The 21123-nt window shown below is 68.1% G+C and carries 25 protein-coding genes and 1 tRNA gene; 6 read left to right on the top strand and 20 right to left on the bottom strand.

Annotation, left to right across the window (positions count from 1 at the left end):
* Positions 1-133 precede the first annotated feature (133 nt).
* From QP029_RS01005 to QP029_RS01030, 6 genes are all read right to left on the bottom strand, one after another.
* Positions 134-349 (bottom strand): hypothetical protein, encoded by a 216-nt coding sequence (locus QP029_RS01005; RefSeq protein WP_284875067.1) that lies wholly within the window; start codon positions 347-349, stop codon positions 134-136.
* 80 nt (positions 350-429) lie between these two features.
* Positions 430-1062, bottom strand: coding sequence for a DUF3618 domain-containing protein (locus QP029_RS01010; RefSeq protein WP_284875068.1), 633 nt, complete (start codon positions 1060-1062; stop codon positions 430-432).
* Entirely contained in the window at positions 1059-1559 is a 501-nt protein-coding gene (locus tag QP029_RS01015) for a phage holin family protein (protein WP_284875069.1), read from the bottom strand. The genes QP029_RS01010 and QP029_RS01015 overlap by 4 nt, the downstream gene beginning before the upstream one ends.
* On the bottom strand, positions 1556-1831 hold the full coding sequence (locus tag QP029_RS01020; RefSeq protein ID WP_284875070.1) for a hypothetical protein: 276 nt from the start codon (positions 1829-1831) through the stop codon (positions 1556-1558). The genes QP029_RS01015 and QP029_RS01020 overlap by 4 nt, the downstream gene beginning before the upstream one ends.
* Positions 1800-2249: a hypothetical protein gene (locus QP029_RS01025; protein ID WP_284875071.1), complete on the bottom strand. Its 450-nt coding sequence runs from the start codon at positions 2247-2249 to the stop codon at positions 1800-1802. The genes QP029_RS01020 and QP029_RS01025 overlap by 32 nt, the downstream gene beginning before the upstream one ends.
* Positions 2250-2516: 267 nt before the next feature.
* A tRNA-Leu gene (locus tag QP029_RS01030) sits at positions 2517-2601 on the bottom strand.
* 90 nt (positions 2602-2691) lie between these two features.
* Here QP029_RS01030 and QP029_RS01035 point away from each other — a divergent pair.
* Together QP029_RS01035 and QP029_RS01040 are read left to right on the top strand one after the other, a co-directional pair.
* Complete coding sequence (locus QP029_RS01035; protein WP_284875072.1) at positions 2692-3132, top strand: hypothetical protein; 441 nt, start codon at positions 2692-2694, stop codon at positions 3130-3132.
* Positions 3129-3488: a DUF3817 domain-containing protein gene (locus QP029_RS01040; protein ID WP_284875073.1), complete on the top strand. Its 360-nt coding sequence runs from the start codon at positions 3129-3131 to the stop codon at positions 3486-3488. The genes QP029_RS01035 and QP029_RS01040 overlap by 4 nt, the downstream gene beginning before the upstream one ends.
* 5 nt (positions 3489-3493) lie before the next feature.
* On the opposite strand, the gene purU is transcribed toward QP029_RS01040, so the two are convergent.
* The 10 genes from purU to clpS are packed head-to-tail and all read right to left on the bottom strand — an operon-like array spanning position 3494 to position 10551.
* Complete coding sequence (purU, locus tag QP029_RS01045) at positions 3494-4411, bottom strand: formyltetrahydrofolate deformylase (protein ID WP_284875074.1); 918 nt, start codon at positions 4409-4411, stop codon at positions 3494-3496.
* Between the two features lie 10 nt (positions 4412-4421).
* A complete protein-coding gene (gene rdgB / locus QP029_RS01050) occupies positions 4422-5033 on the bottom strand; it encodes an RdgB/HAM1 family non-canonical purine NTP pyrophosphatase (protein ID WP_284875075.1) in 612 nt (203 codons plus the stop codon).
* Entirely contained in the window at positions 5033-5764 is a 732-nt protein-coding gene (rph, locus tag QP029_RS01055; RefSeq protein ID WP_284875076.1) for a ribonuclease PH, read from the bottom strand. The genes rdgB and rph overlap by 1 nt, the downstream gene beginning before the upstream one ends.
* Before the next feature lie 32 nt (positions 5765-5796).
* Entirely contained in the window at positions 5797-6564 is a 768-nt protein-coding gene (locus QP029_RS01060; RefSeq protein ID WP_284875077.1) for an MBL fold metallo-hydrolase, read from the bottom strand.
* 52 nt (positions 6565-6616) lie between these two features.
* On the bottom strand, positions 6617-7465 hold the full coding sequence (gene murI, locus QP029_RS01065; RefSeq protein ID WP_432418690.1) for a glutamate racemase: 849 nt from the start codon (positions 7463-7465) through the stop codon (positions 6617-6619).
* A 54-nt stretch (positions 7466-7519) separates the two neighbouring features.
* The gene (locus QP029_RS01070) at positions 7520-7984 is read right to left on the bottom strand and encodes a MarR family winged helix-turn-helix transcriptional regulator (RefSeq protein WP_284875079.1); all 465 of its coding nucleotides are present in this window, start codon (positions 7982-7984) and stop codon (positions 7520-7522) included.
* 57 nt (positions 7985-8041) lie between these two features.
* Positions 8042-8746 (bottom strand): rhomboid family intramembrane serine protease, encoded by a 705-nt coding sequence (locus QP029_RS01075; protein WP_284875080.1) that lies wholly within the window; start codon positions 8744-8746, stop codon positions 8042-8044.
* Positions 8747-8758: 12 nt separating this feature from the next.
* Positions 8759-9718 (bottom strand): P1 family peptidase, encoded by a 960-nt coding sequence (locus QP029_RS01080; protein WP_284875081.1) that lies wholly within the window; start codon positions 9716-9718, stop codon positions 8759-8761.
* Between the two features lie 4 nt (positions 9719-9722).
* A complete protein-coding gene (locus QP029_RS01085) occupies positions 9723-10259 on the bottom strand; it encodes a DUF2017 domain-containing protein (protein ID WP_284875082.1) in 537 nt (178 codons plus the stop codon).
* A 4-nt stretch (positions 10260-10263) separates the two neighbouring features.
* Positions 10264-10551 carry an ATP-dependent Clp protease adapter ClpS gene (gene clpS, locus QP029_RS01090; protein ID WP_284876110.1) on the bottom strand — a complete coding sequence of 96 codons (288 nt, stop codon included), beginning with the start codon at positions 10549-10551 and terminating at the stop codon, positions 10264-10266.
* Between the two features lie 171 nt (positions 10552-10722).
* Between clpS and QP029_RS01095 the strand changes: the two genes are divergently transcribed.
* The 4 genes from QP029_RS01095 (at position 10723) to QP029_RS01110 (ending at position 13711) form a co-directional block, all read left to right on the top strand.
* Positions 10723-11268, top strand: coding sequence for a CAP domain-containing protein (locus QP029_RS01095; protein ID WP_284875083.1), 546 nt, complete (start codon positions 10723-10725; stop codon positions 11266-11268).
* 34 nt (positions 11269-11302) lie between these two features.
* On the top strand, positions 11303-12646 hold the full coding sequence (locus QP029_RS01100) for a nicotinate phosphoribosyltransferase (protein WP_284876111.1): 1344 nt from the start codon (positions 11303-11305) through the stop codon (positions 12644-12646).
* 91 nt (positions 12647-12737) lie between these two features.
* On the top strand, positions 12738-13124 hold the full coding sequence (locus tag QP029_RS01105; RefSeq protein ID WP_284875084.1) for a hypothetical protein: 387 nt from the start codon (positions 12738-12740) through the stop codon (positions 13122-13124).
* 17 nt (positions 13125-13141) lie between these two features.
* The gene (locus tag QP029_RS01110) at positions 13142-13711 is read left to right on the top strand and encodes an RNA polymerase sigma factor (protein ID WP_284875085.1); all 570 of its coding nucleotides are present in this window, start codon (positions 13142-13144) and stop codon (positions 13709-13711) included.
* On the opposite strand, the gene QP029_RS01115 is transcribed toward QP029_RS01110, so the two are convergent.
* From QP029_RS01115 to QP029_RS01130, 4 genes are all read right to left on the bottom strand, one after another.
* Positions 13708-15204, bottom strand: coding sequence for a DUF222 domain-containing protein (locus QP029_RS01115; protein ID WP_284875086.1), 1497 nt, complete (start codon positions 15202-15204; stop codon positions 13708-13710). The genes QP029_RS01110 and QP029_RS01115 overlap by 4 nt on opposite strands.
* Before the next feature lie 176 nt (positions 15205-15380).
* On the bottom strand, positions 15381-17543 hold the full coding sequence (locus tag QP029_RS01120; protein WP_284875087.1) for an Hsp70 family protein: 2163 nt from the start codon (positions 17541-17543) through the stop codon (positions 15381-15383).
* A 108-nt stretch (positions 17544-17651) separates the two neighbouring features.
* Positions 17652-19100, bottom strand: coding sequence for a GTPase (locus QP029_RS01125; protein WP_284875088.1), 1449 nt, complete (start codon positions 19098-19100; stop codon positions 17652-17654).
* Positions 19097-20914: a dynamin family protein gene (locus QP029_RS01130; protein ID WP_284875089.1), complete on the bottom strand. Its 1818-nt coding sequence runs from the start codon at positions 20912-20914 to the stop codon at positions 19097-19099. Before QP029_RS01130 ends, QP029_RS01125 begins: the two co-directional genes overlap by 4 nt.
* Between the last annotated feature and the right edge of the window lie 209 nt (positions 20915-21123).

The following is a 21123-nucleotide window of genomic DNA, read 5'->3' on the forward strand; positions in this document are numbered from 1 at the left end:
ATGCCACAAAAACTTGAGGAAAGCGTCATCTTTCGGGCGAGTGTCTTGACCTTCGGCGCGTGCGGGCCCGTCGGCCGGACGTGAGGGATTCGCCGGTTCCCCCAGCGCAGGAACCGCGGAAAAATGCGTTTGTCTAGGAACGAAGCAGCTTTTCGACGACCCCCCGCGCCGCGTCCAGCTCCCCCTCCGGATCCGCCGTTCTGTGACCATCACCACTGACATCGGAGTCGGGGACATCGGTCACAGGGGCGGGCCCGAACACCTGACAGGCGTGATCCGGCACCACGTCCGCCTGCGGGACGATGCCGCGACGTTCGTAGAAGTCGTCCAGAATCCGGTCGATGCTCATCACCCCGACACTAGCGGCCCGCAACCGTCTCGACGGCGGTTGCGGACCGCTGCAGCCCAGTGCGTTACGCGCGACGCAGGTCAGTTGTCACGGGCGGTGTCGCGGACGTTCTCCGCAGCGTGCCGGGACTCCTGCCGGATATCCGCAGTCCGCTGCTGGCCTTCTTCCTTCACGCGGGCGACGCTCTCCTGCGCACTGTGCTGGACGTCGGAGACTGCCTGTTGCACCTGCGGCTGCAGGCTGTCCCCCATATCTCGCGCCACGGACTTCGCTTCGTCGACCAAGGGCTCCGCCTTATCCTTGAACATCGCCGCGGCGTTCTGCTCCTGCCGACTGGACGGGAGGAGCGAACCGATCAGCCAACCGGCACCCAGGGCGATCGCGCCGGCCGCCAGGGGATTACCGCGGGTCTTGCGCTTGATGGTGTCCGGAGCGTTGCCCGCGGCGTCACGGGCATCCTCGGTCCACTGGGAGGCGCGACCCTGGCCGCTACCCCCGGTGCCGTAGTAGCGCTGATCGCCGGCGACGCCGGCGTCATCATCACTGCCGAACACCGACTCCCGCAGGTCGGTCCAGCGGGACTTCAGCTTGTCCGCCTGCCGGTTGACGGCCTTGCCGGGATCGACCTTCTCGGCGAGGGCGTCAACGTCCCGGCCGAGGTTGCCTCGGGTCCGCTCGATGTCTGCACGGATCTCATCAGGGTTGTTGCTCATGGGGTCTCCTTGGTGGGATTGAGAGTCGGCGGGATTTCCGCGACAGTTTCCTGGGTCTGAGGCAGACCCTTCATCTTCTCGAAGTGCTTCTTACCCATAGCCGCGAGCACCGCTGCGACGACAGCCCAGATCACCGCGACAATGACTGCGGCGAAGCCGAGATGCATCACAGAACCGAGCGCCCACATCAGTGCCAGGGACAGGAACAGGAGGGTAAAGACGCCACCGAGCGCTGCACCGGCGACCATGCCCGCACCCGTTCCACCCTGCTTCGCCGTCTGGGTGGCCTCCGCCTTGGCCAGCTGGACCTCCTGCCGGAGGAGCGTCGAGATGTTCCGCGAGAAGCTCGAGAACATCTCGCCGAGCGACTCGTTCCGGGCACGCACCTCCGCCTCAGAATCCGGGGCCGGGTGCGAACGTCCGTAGGCGGGGGTCTCCCCTGCGGGGGTCTCCCCTGCGGGGGTCGAGCCACCGGCTCGATACTGACCTGATGTCATCGTCGATCCTCCGGGTGGTCGAAGCCGGTGAAGGGGTCACGCGCGGGATCGACGTCCGGCACATCCTCCCCCGGAAGACGCCCGAAGTGCTGCCCCGTGGCAGTGAACTCGGGGGTCTCGTCATAACCGGGCTCACCGTCGGCCACTGCCGGGGCGCCCGGGTTGGTCGACGGCGGGCCGTAGGCGCCCGGCGCCGACGGAATGCGGTATTGGCCGGCTGCCGTGTGCTCGTCATCCCCGTCAGACAGGCCGCGGGTCAGCCGGCCGGCCACGAGCCCGATTCCGGCGGCGGGCGGCAAATCGGCGCACGTCCCGGACGAGCTCCGCCGGCTCCTTGCTCTCGAGTTGGGTGGTGAACTCCTCCACCCTCTGCGAGACGACGGACAGGCCTTGGTTAACCAGGTCGGACTGCGGGCGTTCGCCCCGGGAGAGTCGCTGCAGGTCGTCGGAGACGATTCGGGACTGGCCCGCCAGCTTCTCCTGTTGGCCGGCCGCCTGGACGTAAGCCTCATCGCGGGCCGAGGAGACCAGGGAACGGATCTGGTCGGTGGCCTCTCCGGCGACCTGACGTGCCTCTCGGGTTGCGGAGCCGGCGACATCCTGCGCGGCCCCCTTGGCGTGGTCGGCGACGCGGGCTGCTTCGTCCTTCGCCGCATCCTGGGGGCGGTTGCCCTCGTAATTCGTAGCCATTGACGATCCCTTCGGAAGGTGATGAGGGCCCGACCACCGGTGTGGTGGACCCTGGAACGTATGCGGAAATTACTACCCCTACAGTGTTCCACAACACATCTCCGAAAGCTTATACTTTGGCCGTCGCCATTCGCCGTGAAAACTGCCGTTCCCGCAGGTCACCATTCCGAGACGGCCGACCCGCCCGCGCGGCTCGCCGATGAACAAAATACAGCACCGGGCGTCCCCCCTGCCGCCGAACATCCTCTCCCCCGAGAAGAAAAATTGTGGTGCGCCCGGGGAGACTTGAACTCCCACGTCCGAAGACACTGGAACCTAAATCCAGCGCGTCTGCCAGTTCCGCCACGGGCGCGTGACTCTCGGAATCATACAACGGAGCTGGTGCGGCACCGTCACAACCCGGACTCCACCTTTCGATGGATAGGAGGTAGGGTATGGGTTCGTGAGCGACAACAAGGGACCGAAACGGGAACGGAAGAAGGTGCGGGCCTCGCACCTGGTCTTCCTCACCCTCGCCGTCATCGGCACCCTCGCTCTCGCCTGGTGGCAGTGGAGCCGCTTCCAGGAGGGGTCGGGCACGTTCCAGAACCTCGGCTACGCCCTGCAGTGGCCGCTGTTCGGCGCCTTCTTCATCTTCGCGTACCGCAAGTACCTCGAGTACGAGAACGACATGATCGACGCGAGGAACAACGCCGAGGACCCCGACTTCCTCTACCAGGCCGACGAGAAGCAGTTCGGCGAACGCGTCACCGAGATCGACGAGGGCTTCCTTCCCGAACGTCCCACCATCGACGTCGACACCTTCAACGAGCTCAACACCCCGCGCCGCCGCGCATCCCGAGACCCCCGAGCACCCCGAAACCCCGGAGACAGCACCCCATGAGCACCCAGACCGCCCCGAAGATCCACCCCGAGCGCCAGAAGCGCGTGCGCACCGCGCTGAGCATCTTCTCCGTCGCCGCCTGGGTGACCGGCGTCTTCCTGCTGCTGCTGGTCGTCCGCATGGTCATGGAGTACGTCCTCGACATGGAGATGCCCACCTGGGCCACCTGGGTGGCCATCCTCCACGGCTGGGCCTACATGATCTACCTGCTGGCCACCCTCAACCTCGGGCTCAAGGCCCGCTGGACCCCGGTCGTCTGGTTCACCACCGCCATCTCGGGCGTGGTCCCCTTCCTCTCCTTCATCGTCGAGGCCAACCGCCGCCGCGAGGTCAAGGAGAAGTTCCAGCTCGCCTGAACCGGTCAGTCGAAGACGACGGTGCGGTTGCCGTAGACGAGGACGCGGTCCTCGAGGTGGTACCGCAGGCCGCGGGCGAGGACGCGCTTCTCGGCGTCGCGGCCCAGGCGCTGCATCTCCTCCGGGGTGTCCTTGTGGGTCACCCGGATGACGTCCTGCTCGATGATGGGCCCGTCGTCGAGATCCGGGGTGGCGTAGTGGCAGGTCGCGCCGATGAGCTTCACGCCGCGTTTGTGGGCCTGGTGGTACGGCCGGGCACCCATGAACGAGGGCAGGAAGCTGTGGTGGATGTTGAGGACCCGCCCGGCCCACATCTCGCAGAAGTCGGGCGGGAGGATCTGCATGAAGCGGGCGAGGACGATGGCGTCGGGCTCGTAGCCGTTGACGATCTCCGCGACCTCCTCGAACGCGCGCCGTTTGCCCACGGCGTCCTTGGGGAAGGGCACGTGGTAGAACGGCACGCCGTGGTTCTCGGCGATGTAGGCGAGGTTCTCGTGGTTGCCCACGACGGCGACGACCTCCATGGGGTAGTCATTCTCCGCCACGCGGCCGAGCAGATCATGCAGGCAGTGGCCCTCGCGGGAGACGAGGAGGACGGCCTTCTTCAGTTCGGCGGTGTCCCACAGCCGCCACTGGGCGCGGGGACCGAACTCGGCGGCGATGGGCTCGAAGGCCTCGCGCAGCTCCTCGATGGATTCGGAGACGGACTCCGCCCGGATGGCCTGGCGGGTGAAGAACCAGTTGTTCTCCGGGTCGGTGAAGTAGGCGGCCTCGGTGATCCAGCCACCCTTCTCGGCGAGGAAGGTGGCGAGCTTGGCCACGATTCCGGTGTCGTCCGGGCAGCCCAGGGTGAGCACGTACTGGCGCTCACCGGAGGGGTGGGCCGGTCGGTTACGCGGGTCGTCGGTGTGCAGCGGGGTCATTCCTGGCATCCTAGCCCGCAAGGTCGGCGATGACCTCCACCAGCTGGGCCAGTGCCCGGCCGCGGTGCGACAGGGCGTTCTTCTCCCCGGGAGTCAGCTGCGCGGAGGAGCGGCCCGCGGCGACATCGTCGGCGGGGCGGAACAGCGGGTCGTAGCCGAAACCGTTGTCCCCCACCGGCTCACGCAGGAGGGTCCCCTCCCAGCGCCCCTCGGCGACGTGCTCCCTGCCGTCCGGGGTGACCAGGGCGCACACGGAGACGAAGGCGGCGTGACGGCGCTCGTCAGGCACATCCGCCATCTGCGCCAGCAGCAGGGCGTTGTTGGCGGCGTCGTCGCCGTGGCGGCCGGCCCAGCGGGCGGAGAGCACACCGGGTATGCCGTTGAGTTCCTCGACGGCCAGGCCCGAATCATCCGCGATGGTGGGCAGGCCGGTCGCGGCGACGCCGGCACGGGCCTTGATCAGCGCGTTGTCGGCGAAGGTGCGGCCGTTCTCCACGGGTTCGTCGTAGGCGGCCACCGCGGACAGCGGGAGGAGCTCGATGTCGGGCACGGCGGCGTCGTGAAGAATCTTCTGCAGTTCGCCGAGCTTCTTCGCGTTGTTGGAGGCGACGAGCAGCTGCATCAGACCCCCAGGGCGGCCTTCTGGGCGGCGACGAGCTCGCGGCAGCCCTTCTCAGCGACGTCGAGCATCTCGGTGAGTTGCTCACGGCCGAAGTCACCGTGCTCGCCGGTGCCCTGGATCTCGACGAACTTCCCGGCCTCGGTCATGACGACGTTGAGGTCCACCTCCGCGCGGGAGTCCTCCTCGTAGGGCAGGTCGAGGCACACGTGGCCGTCGACGAGACCGACGGAGACGGCGACCACCGGCGGGAGCAGCGGCTGGCCGGGGACCACACCGGCGTCCTGGAGCACGGCGATCGCGTCGGCTAGGGCGACGTAGGCACCGGTGATGGAGGCCGTGCGGGTGCCACCGTCGGCCTGGAGGACGTCACAGTCGATGTTGATGGTGTTCTCGCCGAGCTTGGACAGGTCGACGGCGGCGCGCAGAGCCCGGCCGACGAGGCGGGAGATCTCGTGGGTGCGGCCCTTGACCTTGCCGCGCATGGACTCACGCGGCATGCGGTCGTGGGTGGCGGCGGGGAGCATGGAGTACTCGGCGGTGAGCCAGCCCTCGCCGGAGCCCTTCTTGAATCGCGGCACGCCCTCCTCCACGCTGGCGGTGCACATGACGCGGGTGTTGCCGTACTCGATGAGCACGGATCCGGCGGGGTTGGAGGTGAAGCCGCGGGTGATGCGCACGGAACGCATCTGGTCGAGGTCGCGGCCGTCGGCACGGGTGAAGTCGGAAGTCATGCGCCCCAGGCTACCCGGCCCCGGTCATCCGGCTAGAACTCGATCTCCATGCCCGGGGAACCGACCTCGACCGGCCCGTCGAACTCGGCTCGGGCGGCGGCGAGGGTGGCGTCGACGTCGCCCCACGGCGGGATGTGGACGAGGACGAGACGCTTCGCCCCGGCCAGGCGGGCGGCGCGGCCGGCCTCCGCCCCGGACAGGTGCATGTCCGGCGGGAAGTCACCGTCGCCGGCGCCCCACGTGGCCTCACAGAGGAAGAGGTCGGCGTCGCGGGCGGCGTCGACGAGGTTGTCGGTCCAGCCGGTGTCACCCGAGTAGGCGATGACCTTGCCGGTGGTGTGCTCGGTGATGCGCAGGCTGTACGCCGGCACCGGATGGACGGCGTCGAAGGGGACGATGCTCACCCGGTCGACGATGTGCTCCTGCCCCACCCGCCACGGGGCGAAGGCGAAGGTGTCCGACATGTCGTCGACGACGACGTCCCCGTCCGCCGACAACCGGCCCAGATGCTCCGGGGTGGATTCGGGGCCGAAGCAGAGGTTGCGTCCCTTCGCCGGGGCGGTCGGGTGGAACCGGCGCCACACCATGAGCGAGGGGAAGTCGAGGCAGTGGTCGGCGTGCAGGTGGCTGAACACCACGTGCGCGTCACAGGGATCCTGGCGCTCCTGCAGGCGGGCGAGGACACCGGGGCCCATGTCCACGAGGACCGACGGGGAGTTCTCCACGGTCACGAGGTATCCGGACGCGGGATTGACCGGCCCGCTCACGCTTCCGGAGCTGCCGAGGATGGTCAACTTCATGTAGCCACTGTGCCATGCCCAGCAGGTTTTCTCTAACGCAACGCGGAAAAACCTAGCGTTCGGACGTCGCCGCCGTGCGTGTCACCTGGGACAGACCGGGGCCGAGGAAGCGTTCGGACAGCTGGGCGAACTTCTCCGGGTCGCCGGTCGACTCGAACACGCGGGTCGGTTCCGGGTGGCGTGCCGGGTCGGCGAGCAGGTCGGCGCGGGTGAGCACCCGCAGCACGTCCTTCGCGGTCTCCTCCGCGGAGGAGACGAGGGTGACGTGGTCGCCGATGGCCAGCTGCACCACGCCGGAGAGCAGCGGATAGTGGGTGCATCCAAGGACGAGCGTATCGACGCCCGCCGCCTGCAGCGGCTCCACGTACGCCTCCGCCACCCCGAGAATCTGCCGCCCCGACGTGATGCCCCGCTCCACGAAGTCGACGAAGCTCGGGCACGCCTGCGCGTACACGTCCACCCCGGGGTTGATGGAGAACAGGTCCTGGTACGCCCCGGAGTTGATGGTGCCCACCGTGCCGATGACGCCGACCTTCCCGTTGCGGGTGGTGGCCAGGGCGCGGCGTACGGCGGGCTGGATGACCTCGACCACGGAGATGTCGTAACGCTCGCGGGCATCGTGGAGGAACGCGGCGGAGGCGGTGTTGCAGGCGATGACGAGCATCTTGCAGCCCCGCTCCACCAGCTCATCCGCGATCCGGGTCGCGTGCTCGCGGACCTGCGCAATCGGCAGCGGGCCGTAGGGGCCGTTCGCCGTGTCGCCGATGTAGATGATCGACTCATGCGGCAGCTGGTCGATGATGGTACGCGCCACCGTCAACCCGCCGACACCGGAATCGAAGATGCCGATGGGGGCATCCGGGCCGGGGCGGTCGGGGGTCACGCGGGAAGGCTTGGTCACGGCCCCCATGCTAGCCCGGACTAGCCCGGACTGGCCCGGACTGGCCCGGACGCCTCACTCCTCCCGCAGGGTGCCCGCGAGCCGGCCCATGAGGTGGCAGAACTGCTCCTGTTCCTGCTCGTCGAGGGCGTCGAAGACCAGTCGGCGCAGTTCCGCCGCGTAGGCCCCCGTGCTCCGGCCCACCATGGCGTGGCCGATGTCCGCCAGCTCCACGAGGGTGGCACGACCGTCCGCGATGTCCGGCACCCGGCGGACATGCCCCCTGTCCTCCAGGCGGTTGATCACCCGGGACAGGTGCGACAGGGTCGAGCCGGTGTCCACCGCCAGTTCCGACATGCGCTTGCGGTACCCGTCGGTGACGCTGAGCTTGGCCAGCACCGCGAACTCGATGTGACTGAGACCCGACTCGCGCTTGAGTTGCGCGTCCAGTCGGGTGGGCAGGACGTGATGGAGGGTCCAGAAATCCAGCCACGCCGCCAGCTCCCGGTCGGAGAGGGGCTCACTGCGATCAGGTTTCATGGCTGAAAATATTACGACAAGTGAACCACTGGACCGAATTCCCCGCCTGCGGACAGGTCAGGAACGCCGCCCACGCTCGAGCGCCTTCCGCTCCCGCCGGGCCTTCAGCGCTGGCGGATCATCCGAGGTGATCAACATACCCGCGAGGATGCCGCCGAGCGCGCCGAACAGGTGCGCCTGCCACGACACCCCGGGCGTGCCGGGCAGCACGCCCCACACCAGGCCGGAGTAGAACACGCCGAGGACGACACCGACGAGGATCTGGGGGAGGCTGCGGTTGAAGATTCCCCTGACCAGCAGGTATCCCAGCCAGCCGTAGACCAGGCCGGAGGCGCCGATGTGGTTGGTGCCCACCCCGCCGAGCAGCCACGTACCCAGCCCGCCGACGATGACCACGAAGGCCAGGACCTCCCACCACACCCGTTTGCCGGACATGCCGATGAGGAAACTGAACACCGCGCCGGGCACCGTGTTGGAGATGAGGTGCCCGAAGTCGGCGTGCAGCAGCGGAGATGTAAATATATGCCAGATCGAGGAGAGGTCCAGGGGGTGGATACCGAAGAAGATGAGGACCCCGCCGAACAGCAGTCCGTTGATCAGGTGCACCGCCCAGATGACGATGACGTACAGCGCCGCGAACGACAGCCCGGAGCGGAAGCGGCGGCGGGCGGTCTCCCGCAGCGACGGTGCCGGTGCGGTCGGCGACGGCTGCAGCGGCTGGTACGGCTGCTGATACGGGTTGGGCATCGGGTACTGGCTCATGATGCTCCCAGACTAATGGGTATCGGCCAGCAGTTCCCGGTATGTCCCCAGATCATGCCCCGGGGCGGCGTGGACGACGGCGTCGACGATCGCCGCCGCGACGGCCTCGGCGGCGGCGCGGCACAGCTCGGCCAGGGTGGGAATGTCGACGCCGCCGGCCTCCGGGTGGGTGGACACGGCGAACAGGGTGTCGCCGTCGAGTGGGGAATGGGCGGGGCGGACGGCGCGGGCAATGCCGTCGTGGCCGACCATCGCCAGGCGGGTGGCCTGCGCGGACGTCACCGGCGCGTCGGTGGCCACCACCCCGATCGTCGTGTTGAGGGATGATTCAGGGCGGGCGAGACCACGGAGCCGCCCGGGATCCACCGGCGGCAGGGTGGGATCACCGTGGAACCGCCCCGTCACCGGATCAATGACCTCCCCGACGGGATTGGCCACCACCCCGGCCGCCACCACGTACTCCCCCACGCGTATCGACGCCTGCCCGTACCCCCCGCGCAGCACCCCGGCCGTCGCCGCGGTCCCCGCACCGACGCTTCCCGACGCCCGCATCCCCTCCACATCCGTTCCGGCCAGCGCCGCGCGCGTCGCCGCCGCCCCGTCCTCCGCGGTGGGCCGGTGACCGGGATCCCCGACGAGGAGATCGAAGATGACCGCGCCCGGGACGATGGGCACCCGGGGACCGGGCACCCCCTCGCCGAGGACGGGGAACCCGTACCCGGCACGCTCCAGCTCCCCCATCACCCCGTCGGCGGCGGCCAAGCCGAAGGCCGAACCGCCCGCCAGGACGATCCCGTGGACCCGGTCGACGGTGTTGTGCGGGGCCAGCAGGTCCGTCTCCCGGGTACCGGGTCCCCCACCGCGGACATCGACGCCTGCGGTCATGCCGTGGCGGGGCCCCACGACGACGGTGACCCCCGTGTCACCGAGAGAGGTGTGGCCGAGGGTGAGCCCGGGGACGTCGACAAGCATGGGGTCAGCCGACGAGCGCGGTGAGCAGGCTGTCCTGGTTGTAACCCAGCCACTCCACGAGGCTGTCGCGGTCCAGGTCCGCGACATCCTGATTCGTCGCCGACGCCGAGAGATAGAGGCGCAGATCGTTGAGACCCGCGATGAAGGCACGGGCCTCCTCCTCGGTCAGCGTGAGCTCCACACCGCCGTCCGGGCCCACCGCCTCCGCGATGACCTGCAGATTCGCCAGTTTCGCCCGGCAGATGTCATTCTCGTGCAGACTCCGGAGCAGGGAATTGTCCCCGTCATACTCCTCATCGCCCTCCCGCTCGAAGTCCGGCAGCAGCCGGGCCAGGGCCGGATCCTTCGGCGCGTCCTTGTGCCCCGAGGCGATACCCGTCATCTCCGCCAACGGGTCCTCCGGCACCGACTGCGCCCGCTTGATGATCGCCTCACTCACCGTCGCCGTCAGGTTCCCCAGCACCTCCCGCTCCATCGGCTCCAGCACGGTGGTGAACTTCGGGGCCCGCATGAGCCCCTTCCTCCGCTTCCATGCCTGCATCTGTCTATCCCGCCTGCTGCATCGTCGCCCACAGGCCCGCGGTGTGCAGCTTCTTCACGTCACCCTCGACCTTGTCCTTCTCCCCCGTCGACACAACCGCCTTCCCCTCGGTGTGCACCTGCATCATCAGCTCCGTCGCCCGCTTCCGGTCATACCCGAGCACGGTCTGGAACACGTAGGTCACGTAACTCATCAGATTGACGGGATCGTCCCACACGATGCACATCCACGGCAGATTCTCCGCCGTCGCGACATTGACCTCGACAGCCTCATCGAGTTCCGGGGACGCCATCGGCGAACTCATGTGGAGTGGACGGTTCATGGCACACAGCCTAGTCACGGTCCCCCGCTTCTGACAGTTCGGCTGGTACCCGCCACGGGGGCAGGGTACGTTCATTGACACACGCGATCTATCAGCCTCACAGCACGTACCTAACGATCACGCATCTCGGAGGAGTGACCCATGCCCCTGACCTGGCCCCGCGACTGGACCGCCCCGCTGCGTGATCCCGCCGCCTTCCGCGACCTCCTCGGCAGCCTCAGCATCGGCGCCGGCATCATCGGGCTGATCATGTCCGTCCTCTTCGGCGCCGGTTTCACCACCCCGCCGGACCCGGACGAGGGGCCCGACTGCGCCTACATTGACCCCGCCCCCTCCGACCAGGTCAGGCTCGAGAAGATGCGCTCGGAGGTCTACAAGGCGATCCAAGAGCTGCGCGCCGAGGAATTCGTTCCCCCGGTCGCCCTCGGCCTCGCTGAACGACAGTTCCAGGCCCAGCGCTGGGCCGAGCGCTCCGCCTGCCTCGGCGTCGAGGAACCCACGCCCGAGAACGTCTCCATGATCCAGGTCAACCTGCCCGTCGAGGGCGCCAGCGGCCACGCCATCGTCGACGCCTGGCTCCACTCCGAGGCCCACACCGCCGTCATTCTCGACCCCGATCACGTCTACGCCGGCATCGGCATCGCCCAGGCCGACGACCGCGTCTGGGTCGCCGTCCAGTTCTTCTGACCGGCTCCTGATCTAAGCTGGCGGTGTGAACCAGATGACACATGACACCCAGCCAGCATCCCTGCCGTCGAACAGGTCGACGTCACTGTTGACGGACATGTACGAGCTGACCATGCTCCAGGCGGCTCTCCGCGACGGCACCGCCCACCGCGAATGTGCCTTCGAGGTGTTCGCCCGCCGCCTACCCAACGAACGCCGCTACGGCGTCGTCGCCGGCACCGCCCGCGTCCTGCGCGCCGTGCAGGACTTCGTCTTCACCGAGGACCAGCTCGAACACCTCAGCTTCCTCGACGAGCAGACCCTCGAGTACCTGCGCAACTACCGCTTCACCGGGCAGATCGACGGCTACCGGGAAGGTGAGCTCTACTTCCCCTACTCACCGCTGCTCACCGTCCGCGGCACCTTCGCCGAGTGCGTCATCCTGGAGACCGTCATCCTCTCCATCATGAACGCCGACTCCGCCGTCGCCTCCGCCGCCGCCCGCATGGTCACCGCCGCCGACGGCCGCATGATCATCGAGATGGGCTCGCGGCGCACCCACGAATACTCCGCCGTCACCGCCTCCCGCGCCGCCTACCTCGCCGGCTTCCAGGCCACCTCCAACCTCGAGGCGTCCTACCGCTACGGTATCCCCGCCTCCGGCACCTCCGCCCACGCCTGGACCCTGCTCCACATCAACGACGACGGCACCCCCAACGAGGCCGCCGCATTCCAGGCCCAGATCGATTCCCTCGGCGTGGACACCACCCTGCTGGTGGACACCTACGACATCACCAAGGGCGTGGAGACCGCCATCGAGGTCGCCGGCACCGAGCTCGGTGGCGTCCGCATCGATTCCGGTGACCTCGGTGCCCTCACCCGCCGGGTGCGACGACAACTCGATGAACTGGGCGCGCACAACACCAGGATCGTCGTCTCCTCCGACCTCGACGAGTTCGCCATCGCCGGTCTCCGTGGTGACCCCGTCGACGCCTTCGGCGTCGGTACCTCCGTGGTCACTGGCTCCGGCGCCCCCACCGCCTCCATGGTGTACAAACTCGTCGAGGTCGACGGTCACCCCGTGGCCAAGCGCTCCAGCGGCAAGGCCATGACAGGCGGAGCCAAGAAGGCCCTGCGCGCCTACCGGGCCACCGGAGTCGCCGTCGACGAGATCGTCTACCCCTTCGACGCCTCCACTCCCGATGTGGGGCACCTCAAGTCCGCCGAGCTCACCGTCCCCCTGGTCCGTGACGGACAGGTCGTCGACGGGCAGCCCACGCTCAACGAATCCCGCGACCACCTCGCCGCCCAGCTACTCACCCTCCCCTGGGAGGGTCTGGCACTGTCCCGCGACGAACCGGCCATCAGCACCCGATTCGTCGGCTTCCCGTCCCAGTAGCATCACCCACCACTTCCCACCGCCGGGGAACAAAACGCCGTTGGCGTGCATTTCACCGGCAACCAAGGAAGTGGTGGACGGAGGTGAACACATGAATGACCCGGACGACCAGGCGGTCCTGCCGCCGCTGGACCAGCTGCACGGCACCGATGCAGGGCTCGATCCCACGGCCCTGGACAGCATGCTCGCCGTGGCGACCGACCCGTCGACCCCCGACCCCGGGGTCGATCCGGGCCTGGACGGCCTGAGCAGCGAGGAAGACGTCGACCTCGCGGACCTCGGCGACCCCGCCGATCCTGCCGACCAGGGTGACATCGACGAGACCGATGAGGGCGACCTCGATCTGCCGCCCCTCCACGACGAGTTGGCACCCCTGGATGACGACTACTCCGGAGACCCCGGCAGCCACGTCGACACGGGTGACTATGCCGAGCACATGGATCCCGGCGATCTCGACGACCCGTTGGCCGACCTGTGAGCGGAAGTGGACACACGATGAATCGTTCTGACCGGGCCGACACCTCCGCCATCGAGGCGGAGCGTGATCTCATCCGACGCGCCCAGGGAGGCGACCAGAAGGCCTTCGCCGATCTTGCCTCGGGAGCACAGTCCCGCATGTGGGCGGTCTGCCTGTCCATCACCGGAAACCGCCACGATGCCGAGGACGCCATGCAGAACGCCCTCACCGCACTCTGGAAGAACCTCCCCCGCTTCGTACCCAAGGCCCGATTCTCCACATGGGCGTACCGGGTCGCCTCCAATGCCGCTCTCCAGATCGTCCGCGCCCGTCGGGACACCCCTGATGCCGAGGCCGGATTCGATGAGCCGTCGACCGATTCCCCCGTCGACTCGCAGGTCACCTCCGCGGTGGTGATGCGGCGTGCGCTCGATGAGTTACCGCCGGAATTCCGGGAGGTCATCGTCCTCCGGGAGTACGCCGGTTTGAGCTACCAGGAGATCGCCGATCATCAGAAGGTGGGCGTGCAGACGTTGAAGAGTCGCATTAACCGGGGACGGACAAAGCTACGCCAGGCCCTGGAATCGGCGGGCGTCACTCACGCCTAAGCAGGTGGGGACAGGTCGAACAGGCTGGGATCATCGAAGTCCGGTGGATCAGGTGGCTTGTTCCTGGCCCTGATCTTCGCCCCGGCAGAATACTCCTGTAGTTCGGTGTCGTTGAACTGGATCGGCCCACCATCCGGTGGCTGCCACCCCGCCCGACCACTCTCCGGGTCCCGCACCATATGCCCCATCCCACCGGCCCCATCCTGGTTGTCATTGTTATCCGCATGATGGGGTGGACACTCCAGGGTCAGGTACTCCAGATCCGTCACCCCACCCCGGGCCCACGCCTTAATGTGGTGCACATGGGCATGAATCATCGCCCCGTCACAGGTACCGCAGGCACACAACCCCTCATAAGCGAACAACGCCAGTCGCTGATACAGGGTTGCCGTGCGTTTCGTCCGACCCAGGGCCAACGGCTGACCCTGCACGTCATGCAGCACACCCAGGTCATAGGCAGCAGCACCGAGGGTGAGGATGTCCAACGCCGACAACAGATGCCCGGTATTCGACAGGAACCGACTGTCTGCGGTCATCTCCTCCACATCCTTGGTGGTCATGCTGACCACCACCGAACCAACCCCCTGACGGGACTTCGGTGACTCGTCCGACAGCAGACGTGACAGCACCACACCGAGCTGATCGACGCCGCGTTGGGCCCGGCTGCGCCTGTCCTTGTCGTCTGGCACTTCTGTATTCGCTCCGGGGCGTAGTCCCGGTGCCAGGGCAGCGGTGAGCATCGCAGCCACATCCGCCGGCAGGGACCCGGAGATACTCACGTTGCCGTCGGTGTCCTGCTTACCCAGACGCAGGGCGCGTTTCTTGTGCCCGGCCAACCGGTCCTTTCTCCCGTCGGGTTGGCGTCCGGCAGCATTGGCGTTGGTCACCCGACGGCGCAGCCAGACCCGCAGATCCTCCGGGCAGCGGTGGCCTGCCTCCTTCAACGCTTCTGCCTGCAGCACAGCACGACTGGGGGAGGAATGCTCATTGAGGGTGCGGAGTTCCTGCCGGATGATCTTCTGCTTCTCGGCGGCGACCTTCCGGGCCTGGTCCCGGGCTTCGCGTTGTGCTTTCTCGTCCTGTTCCCGACGACGGGCCTCTTCCTGACGTAAGAGTCGTTCCCGTGCTGCCGCATCTTCCGCACTCTCACCTGCCTCAGGCTCCGGGGTGGGCATCGGTGGCACGACTGGTGTGGTGAACAGTCCCTCACCACGTCCGACCCGGTCGACGGCTTCCTGCCAGGACAACCCGAGTGCTGTGATGAGGAAGTCGATGGGTCGACTGGACCCGACGAGGCGGCCGGCGTCGGAGCGTTCCACCAGCCAGGCAAACGAGGCGTCGACATAGGCTTTGGCGTTCATGGTCTTTTCCAGGCGGATGAAGTCAGCCCGGACGGTGTGGAAGTCAACGCCGTCGGGTTCGGCCATGAGGTCAGCCAGGGTGGTCATGGCCGCATCGATCTGGTCGACCAGTTGTGTGATCTGCTGTGACACCGTTGTCACCCCGATTCTTCAACGATTCCCCTGTCGCTTACATGTTCGAGTTTACCGCCACGAACGGCACCGTCAACCCCTATTGCTAGAATAGACGTTCGATTACCCCCGTTTATAGTGAGACACCGGCAAAGGCGAACGCCCGGCACCGTGGTGCCGGGCGGATCACTCATTCATCAGGCCAGGAAGCCCCAGTAACGCAGGGTGTCGTCGACAGCGTTCTCTGGATCACCCATGTAGCCCGCACCATAGATGAGGATCTGCTGGTCCGGGTAGTACACGGAGTAACCGGTGCCACCGTTGCCGTCGGCCGGCGTGTAGGTGCGGATCTCCGGGTTACCGTCGCCGGCTTCCTGGATGGTCTCCTCGTTGTAGCCGGCATTGTTGGACAGGAAGTCCTGGACCGTCTGCACCTGGTCGCCGGTGGAGACGAAGCGGAAGCCACGGGACATGCCGTTGTCCGGGGTGCCTTCGGCGGCCTCACCGCTGGGGCCGTTGCACTGGATGACCTCTTCACCCAGGCCCTCGATGAAGCTGGAGATCGGCTCGGTGACGGTGCAGCCACGTTCGACGGTGGCGAGGAACGGCGCGGGAAGGGCGCCCTGCGCCTCCGGCACGCGCTCGACGAGGGAGGAGTACTCCGGGATCCCCCCGTTGGCAGCCGCCGTCGGCGCTGCGGCGGAGGTCGGGGCAGCGGCCGCGCTCGTCTCCTGGGCGTCGGTGGTGGGCTCCGTGGCCTCCTGCGTGGTGGTCTCTTCGGTGGCCGTGTTCTCGCCCTCATCGTCACCACCGAGGAAGAACCACAGGAGGCCGCCGACCACGACGACGGCTCCGATGGCGCCGCCGATGCCCAGCAGCTTTCCGGAGCTACCGCCGGAGCTGGTGGTGTGGGAACTGGGGACGGATCCACCGGTGGAACCACCGGCACCACCCGGAGTGCCGTAACCGGCTCCTGCGCCTGCGGTGGGCATGGCGGCGGTGTGCGGGGTCGGCTGGCCAACCGGAGCGCCCTGTGTATCCGTGGGCCCTGCGCCCGGCGCACCGTCACCCGGCGCGCCAGCGGCGAAGGGATTACCCGAGGTAGATGCCTCACCGGCAGCGGCGCCTGCGGTGGCGGCACCGGCACCGGCGGCACCCGCAGCTGCACCAGCACCTGCGCCGGCGGCGGCCGGGCCACCGGAGGCGAAGGGGTTGCCGCCGGCGGGGCCGGTACCGGCGGTGCGGGTGGGGCCGGCCTTGCCGTCCGCGGTCGTCGTGAAGCCGAGGAGGGTGGCGGCGAGCGCGCCACGGGAGACGACGGTCTTGGGGTCGTCGAGGGTCATGACGGTGCCGATCTCACCGAGACGGTTCTGCATGTAGGGGATGCGGGAGGAGCCGCCGGTCATGTAGATCGGGGTGGTGGACTGGTTGACACCGGCCTGCTCGAGGGCGGCGAGGGTGAGTTCGCAGGCGCGGTCGACACTGCGCGCGATGACCTCGTTGAACTCGTCACGCGTGATCAGCAGGTCGTGCTCCCCGTTGGGGGTGGACACGGTGATGGTGGCGGAGGAGGTGTCGGAGAGGATCTCCTTGGCGTCACGGATGTTGACGTCGAGGGAGTGCATGACCGAGACGGGGGCGTTGCGCAGGTAGTCGGCCAGATCGGGGTCGTCGTGCTCGACCTGGGAGATGACCCAGCGGTAGAGCAGGTTGTCCACGGTGCGACCGCCGAGCGAGTTGTCGCCCTTGGCGGCGACGACGCGGAAGTTACCGCCCTGTTCGGCCTCGAGGACGGCGATGTCGAGGGTGCCGCCGCCGAAGTCGAAGACGGCGACGTGCTCACCCGGGGTGACGGTCTGCTGGGCGGCGTAGTGGATGGCGGCGGCCCTTGGCTCGGAGATCAGGCGAATGTGGTCGCGGGGCACCCCGGCGTGCTCGACGGCGGCGACGAGCTGGTCGACGGAGTGGACGGACCAGCCCTCCGGGTGGGTGAGGGTGACGGACTCCGGGTCCTGCCCGGCGTGCTGGGCACGGGCCCGCTCGAGGATGCCGGTGAACACGCTGCCGACGACCTCGACGAGGCTGACGGCACGGCCGGCGAGCTGCACGTCATCATGGTCGATGTAGCGCTTCGGGCTGGGCAGCAGGTTGGAGGGGTCACGACGGCCACGGCTCAGGGCGGTGTCACCGGTGAGGATGGTGCGGGCGTCGCCGTCACCGTCGACGAAGACCGCCGAGGGCATGAGGTTGCTGCGGTGGCTCAGGGCGACCGCCTCCACGGTTCCGGACATCGGCGCGGTGTGGGCCGCAGACGAGTTACTCGTGCCGAAGTCGACGGCGAGGTGCCAGGTGTCAGCCATGGTGTCGTGATCTCCTGAATGTTTCGGGGCAAGGGGAAATTAATGTTTGTACACGAATCCTAGGGGAAAGCCGGAGCGCTTTCCGGTCGGATCGCTCAACCGACGGGTTCACCGCATGGCCTGCAGGGCCGCCTGGTGGGCGCCGAGGAGTCGTTCGCGGGCCTCGTCCTCGGCGGCCGAGAGCGGGGTCATCGCCATCTCCTGCAGTTCACCGAGGGCCTGTTCGTGCGCGGACCGGACCTGGTCGGCGGGGGTGCCGTGCGGCAGGCCGACCACCCCGGCGGGGTCGACGGCGGTGATGGCGCGGCGCAGCGGTTCGAGCAGGTGGGAGTCCGGGGTGGCGGCGATGGTGTTGCGGTAGCTGCGGTACAGGGCGACGAAGTGCATGCCGGGCTGGGCCAGGGTCACTGAGCGCACCCAGCGGACGTGGTCGCGGTTGGGGTGGCTGGCGGAGAGCTCGTCGAGTTCGTCGAGGACGCGGACCGCGCGCTGGAGCACGGCGAAGTAGGCGAAGTCGCCGGTGAGCAGGTCGGTGAGTTCCTCGACGCCGGAGGCGCGGGTCATCCACTCGACCAGGCCGACGGCGCCGCGGTCGCGAGCGACCGCCCGGCCGTGGACCAGACCGTACTCGCCGAGCCGGTCCAGCAGGTCGTCGCGCATGGCGGCGGTGAAGCCGGGGACGATGACAGCGGGGTCGTCGAGCTCGACGACGTCGAGAAGCGTGTCCCGGTCGAGATCGGCGAGCTGGGCTAGGTTGCGGGCGATCTCGCCGGTGACCTGGCCGGTACCGGCGGTCTCGGCGAGCAGGCCGGACAGCGGCAGCACGGTGCTCACGCTGGTGCCCAGCTGGGCGGCGATGCGCTGCGCGTGTTCCCGGGCGTGCTCGAGCGGGTCGCGGGGCCCGAAGGCGCCGGCGCCGAAGGAGTCCGCCCGGGAGAGGACGCCGATCGTGGACAACGGTGTCATGCCCAGGTCGGCGAGGAAGGCGCGTTCGTCGTCACGCGGGGCGGAGTCGGAGAGGAACACCACGCAGTCGGCCCAGGAGCTGGCCCGCCGGGTGTCCTGGCGGCCATCGATGAGGGCGCGGCGGGTGCGCTGCTCGTTCTCCACGGTGAGGGTGGCGGTGCCGGGGGTGTCGATGAGCGAGAGTTCCCGCAGCCGCGCATTCGGCAGGTACTGGCGGATGTGGTCGATCTCTTCGAGCGGGCGGGGCAGGTCCGTGAGGGGGCCGGCGCCGAGGGTGACCCGGTCGACGCGGCCGTCGAGGCCGAGGACCTCCGCCCGGGCGGGCTGACCGTCGAGATAGAGGCTGACGGCCATCGTGCACTCGAGGGTGCCGGTGGCGGCGGTGTGGTGCTCGGTCAGCGCGTTGACCAGGGTGGACTTGCCGGCCTTGAGGCGGCCGACCACCGCCACCCGGGGCGCGCGGGTGACCATGTCCTTCAGTTCGACGGCACGTTCGGCCAGGTCAGGACCGCCCTGGGCCAGGGCGTCCATCGCCTGGACGAGGAGGGTGGACAGGGCGGTGAGGGAACCGCTGCGGTCGACGGTGGTCATCGGGCACCTCCGGCCGCCAGGTGGCGGTCAATCTCCTGCATGGTGGAGCGGATGATCTCGGCGTTCTTCTGCAGCCGCACCACCTTCTCCTTGCGTCCCGCCTCGGAGTCGCGGGCGAGCTGCCGCGCCTCCTCGATCCGGGTCTGCAGCTCCTTCTGCCGGCGCCGCAGGTCCGAGCGGTACTTGAGCATGATCTCCGTGCGGGCGGAGGCGATGACGGTGTCGAAGATGCGGGTCGTCGACTGGCGTGCCTTGCCGCTGGTCTCACGCAGCCAGGTGACCAGGTGCTGTTTGCCGTTGCGCATGGCGCGGTAGGCCATGTTCACACCGATCCACACACCACCGGCGAGCGGGGCGACGGGGATGAGCGGGGCGAGCAGACCGGCGCCGAGCATGCCCATCATCACTACGGAGGGGTCGAGCAGATTCTTGGTCTTCTTGTCCACCTCCCGCCCGCTGACGTCCCCGGTGGTCAGGGTCTCCAGCACGGAGGCGGTGATCTCCGCGGCGGTCTCCGGGTTGTCCGGGAACAGGTTGCGGGCATGGGAGGTGATGGCGTCGAGCAGCTGGCCGATGGTGCGTTCCATGATGTCGGCGAGCTCCGCCTCGATCTGGCTGGTGAACACCTGCGGTTTCGACCGCAGCACCCGCAGCGACTCCTTTTCAATCCGCTGCGTCCACGCCACCCGCATCGCCTCGAGGTCCTGATCCAGCTGGTCGGTGATCCGGTTGCGGGTCACCTGGATGTCCCGCTGGAACAGCTGCTCCCATTCCGAGGACTGCTCGCGGAACTGTTCCAGTTCCGCCTTCTCCGCCTCCAGTTCCTCGACGGCCTTGGACGGTTCGGTGTGCAGGCGCAGATCCTTGTCGACGCCCGCGTGAATCCCGTGGAGCGTCGCCCGCACCGACTCCAGGGCGGCACGTTCCCCCAGCTCCTGCGGGGTACGCAGGAAATCGGTGATCACCCGACGCAGCTCGGCGATGCCGCTGCGCTCGTCGATGGCGGCGGCCCGTTCCGGATCCGGGTGCTCGGCGGCGTCCGCCGCCCGCAGGCTGGACACCCCGATCACCGGCACGCTCACCCCGAGATGCTGCTCGATGAGACGACGGTCATCCTCGACGATGCTGCGCCAGCGGCGGACGTTCTTGTCGGTCTTGGTCACCGCGACGACCACCCCACCCGTCGACTCCCGCGCGGTACGCAGGATCTCCATCTCCGGGGCCGTGATCGGGGTCGACGCGTCGCACACCATGAGCAGCAGGCCCGCGCCACGGGCCTCGTGCAACGCGGCGGTCACCGCGTGCTCGTCCAGGCCACCGACGCCCGGGGTGTCGATGACGGTCACCTTCGGCAGTCGCCTGTCCCCCAGGCTGATCTCCGCGGCGGAGGGAATCTGGTCGACGTCCCCGTCCGGCGTGACGACGCCGCGTCCGTCCTCCCCCACCGTCACCCACCGGGGCAGCTCATCCGCTCCGATCTCATCGCGCCGCTCACCCCGCACCAGCCGGATCCGCGGCTCCGCCTGCGGGTCCGCCTCCGGATCCACCGTCACCCGGATCGGTGCCGCGGTGCACGTGAGCACATCCACCGGCAGCAGTCCGCGGCGCCCGAACAGGGCATTGACCAGAGACGACTTACCCCGCTTGACCTCACCGACAACCACGACGGTGCCGCGGCGGAACTTCGCGTCCAACAGATTCCCCGCATGATCAGCCGCCCCCTCCAGCCCGTAGCGGCGGGCGATGTCAGCCGCCCGTTGCACGGTCTGGCGAGGGCTGCGGGTGGTGGGCGCGCTCTTCGTCGGCGACGTCATGAAAGTACCTCGAGTCCTTGTTGCGGTGTCATCCGGAAGGTGCCGAAAATTTTCTTCATACTTTTCCGGACCTACCGAAGCATCCCTCCCATTGTGAACCAGAAGTGCCGTGACCGCACACTTTGCCTGCCCAAAGCAGATCTTTCCGGAAAAGTTCCGGGTGCCGGGAACATTTGCCGACGCCCCCGCATTCCATCAACGACAGGACA

The sequence above is a fragment of the Corynebacterium suedekumii genome (genome assembly GCF_030252185.1).
Taxonomy (GTDB): domain Bacteria; phylum Actinomycetota; class Actinomycetes; order Mycobacteriales; family Mycobacteriaceae; genus Corynebacterium; species Corynebacterium suedekumii.

Bases quoted from the DNA above. Each gene is read 5' to 3' on its own strand.
- QP029_RS01120 (WP_284875087.1), bottom strand. From the start codon at position 17,543: ATGGCTGACACCTGGCACCTCGCCGTCGACTTCGGCACGAGTAACTCG.
- QP029_RS01075 (WP_284875080.1), bottom strand. From the start codon at position 8,746: ATGAGCCAGTACCCGATGCCCAACCCGTATCAGCAGCCGTACCAGCCG.
- rdgB (WP_284875075.1), bottom strand. From the start codon at position 5,033: ATGCAGCTGCTCGTCGCCTCCAACAACGCGAAGAAGCTCGGCGAACTG.
- QP029_RS01010 (WP_284875068.1), bottom strand. From the start codon at position 1,062: ATGAGCAACAACCCTGATGAGATCCGTGCAGACATCGAGCGGACCCGA.
- QP029_RS01125 (WP_284875088.1), bottom strand. From the start codon at position 19,100: ATGACCACCGTCGACCGCAGCGGTTCCCTCACCGCCCTGTCCACCCTC.
- QP029_RS01080 (WP_284875081.1), bottom strand. From the start codon at position 9,718: ATGCTTGTCGACGTCCCCGGGCTCACCCTCGGCCACACCTCTCTCGGT.
- QP029_RS01100 (WP_284876111.1), top strand. From the start codon at position 11,303: ATGACACATGACACCCAGCCAGCATCCCTGCCGTCGAACAGGTCGACG.
- QP029_RS01040 (WP_284875073.1), top strand. From the start codon at position 3,129: ATGAGCACCCAGACCGCCCCGAAGATCCACCCCGAGCGCCAGAAGCGC.
- QP029_RS01105 (WP_284875084.1), top strand. From the start codon at position 12,738: ATGAATGACCCGGACGACCAGGCGGTCCTGCCGCCGCTGGACCAGCTG.
- purU (WP_284875074.1), bottom strand. From the start codon at position 4,411: ATGACCCCGCTGCACACCGACGACCCGCGTAACCGACCGGCCCACCCC.
- QP029_RS01095 (WP_284875083.1), top strand. From the start codon at position 10,723: ATGCCCCTGACCTGGCCCCGCGACTGGACCGCCCCGCTGCGTGATCCC.
- QP029_RS01070 (WP_284875079.1), bottom strand. From the start codon at position 7,984: ATGAAACCTGATCGCAGTGAGCCCCTCTCCGACCGGGAGCTGGCGGCG.
- QP029_RS01005 (WP_284875067.1), bottom strand. From the start codon at position 349: ATGAGCATCGACCGGATTCTGGACGACTTCTACGAACGTCGCGGCATC.
- clpS (WP_284876110.1), bottom strand. From the start codon at position 10,551: ATGGCGTCCCCGGAACTCGATGAGGCTGTCGAGGTCAATGTCGCGACG.
- QP029_RS01025 (WP_284875071.1), bottom strand. From the start codon at position 2,249: ATGGCTACGAATTACGAGGGCAACCGCCCCCAGGATGCGGCGAAGGAC.
- QP029_RS01060 (WP_284875077.1), bottom strand. From the start codon at position 6,564: ATGAAGTTGACCATCCTCGGCAGCTCCGGAAGCGTGAGCGGGCCGGTC.
- QP029_RS01015 (WP_284875069.1), bottom strand. From the start codon at position 1,559: ATGACATCAGGTCAGTATCGAGCCGGTGGCTCGACCCCCGCAGGGGAG.
- QP029_RS01085 (WP_284875082.1), bottom strand. From the start codon at position 10,259: ATGCAGGCATGGAAGCGGAGGAAGGGGCTCATGCGGGCCCCGAAGTTC.
- QP029_RS01110 (WP_284875085.1), top strand. From the start codon at position 13,142: ATGAATCGTTCTGACCGGGCCGACACCTCCGCCATCGAGGCGGAGCGT.
- rph (WP_284875076.1), bottom strand. From the start codon at position 5,764: ATGACTTCCGACTTCACCCGTGCCGACGGCCGCGACCTCGACCAGATG.
- QP029_RS01130 (WP_284875089.1), bottom strand. From the start codon at position 20,914: ATGACGTCGCCGACGAAGAGCGCGCCCACCACCCGCAGCCCTCGCCAG.